General features: G+C 59.3%; 1 protein-coding gene and 1 tRNA gene. Both read right to left on the bottom strand.

The window, feature by feature from the left end; all coding sequences use genetic code 11:
- Positions 1 to 62 precede the first annotated feature (62 nt).
- Positions 63 to 137, bottom strand: a tRNA-Gln gene (locus tag VHB22_RS00060).
- 110 nt (positions 138 to 247) lie between these two features.
- On the bottom strand, positions 248 to 1,378 hold the full coding sequence (locus VHB22_RS00065) for a class I SAM-dependent methyltransferase (protein ID WP_325454899.1): 1,131 nt from the start codon (positions 1,376 to 1,378) through the stop codon (positions 248 to 250).
- Between the last annotated feature and the right edge of the window lie 259 nt (positions 1,379 to 1,637).

Here is a 1,637-nt window from a genome sequence, read left to right on the forward strand (position 1 = left end):
TTCATCATCGCTCGACGCGCTTCCCGCGCTGTTTCAAGCTCGGCAACGATCCAATTTTTTGCTGGCTGGGGCGCCAGGATTCGAACCTGGGAATGGCGGAATCAAAATCCGCTGCCTTACCACTTGGCTACGCCCCAAATCCAAAGGGACTGCAGGAAGCTCCAGAAAATAGCCGCGTCAATGCCCCGCGGCAACGATTTCAAGCTGAAAAGGACGGGGTTCTGGCCTGATTTCAACCCGCCCGCGGTCAAAAACGAAAGCGCGCACGCAAATTGGCCAATAGCCCCGGCTTTTCTGGCTGCACCGCTGCGGCGACGGCGCGCCTTTTCGGCGGAACGGCTTTATCGCGAACCTGAACAATATCAGACTTTTGTTCGCTCGAATTGCCATCCGCGCGCACCGCAACGGGACTCGTGTCAGGCTCGGCCGCGTCCAGCATCCAGAACAGGAAATTGCCTTTGAACTTGCTCACGACGATCGGCGCGAGATCACCCGCAGCAACGCCTTCGACCACGATCAGATCGCGCGTTTCATTGAGAGTCATGATCGAGCCGACCACGTCGGCGATATAGCGCACGACCGTTTCGTCATCGCGAACCGCCTCCCACGCGGCGCCGATGTGCCGATCGTGCTGCTTGAGCGCTTTGTCAATTACCTGCTGCTCAACTGACAAAAACGCACGCGGCTCGTTCCGGGTCGGGTTAAGGAGACTGTCCGTCGAAATCACCAGAGGATTCTTGAATTGACGCGAGATCGTCGACTTGCCGATATTTCCCTTGCCGCCGACAAAGACGACCGTCGGCTTGCGCGGATAGCAATGAAAAACGCGGCGGGGAACCGGGTCGCCGGGCTGCGGGATGCTCTGCCCCACGCTGCGGACGGCAAAGATGTCGAGCCAATCGTCACGCAACAATTCCATGCTCGGAAAATACCGCTCATCGATCGCGCGCAACGCGCGCCCCATTCTGTGAGCGAAGCCGTCGATCAAGCCGCATTCGAGAACCAGCACGCCGTTTGGCGCGAGAAGATTGTAGGCGTGGCGAAGCACGGCCTTCGGGTGGCGGGCGTAATGAATCGCGGAAAGAAACAGGATGTAGTCAAATTCACCTTTGGCATCCTGGAAATCGCCTACCTCGAACTCGATGTCGAGATTTTCGGCGGCCGCGCGTTCACGCGCCGCGACAATCCACTTCCGGCTGACGTCGATGCCGACGACGCGGGCGGCGCCGCGCCGCTTCGCCTCGAAACAGAAAAACCCCTGATTACAGCCAAGATCCAGCACGCGCTTGCCGCGCAGGCTCGCCGGTAAACGAAGCTTGGCGAATTTTTCCGACGATTTCGAGCTACCGGGCTGGTCCTTAAAACTTTGGTAGGCCATCGTTCTTCCGGTTCCTGATCGCCGGACTCTATAAGACAACGATCGCAGATGGCAAACCGGCCGGTACCTGGTACGGCGTTGCGCGTTGACGATGATGCTTTCCCCGGTAGATTGACCACATGCCCTACCGCGCGCCGGTTTCCGACATCGCTTTTGCGCTCAAGCACGCCGCCGGCCTGAATGAAGCCCTGGCGAGCGGGCTTTACGGCGATCTCGACGAGGCGACCGTCGACGCCGTGCTCGAGGAAGCGGGCAAGTT

Source organism: Hyphomicrobium sp., from assembly GCF_035548195.1.
Taxonomy (GTDB): domain Bacteria; phylum Pseudomonadota; class Alphaproteobacteria; order Rhizobiales; family Hyphomicrobiaceae; genus Hyphomicrobium_B.

What these genes read in the sequence shown, in the direction of transcription:
- VHB22_RS00065 (WP_325454899.1), bottom strand. Translation starts at nt 1,378, where the DNA reads ATGGCCTACCAAAGTTTTAAGGACCAGCCCGGTAGCTCGAAATCGTCG.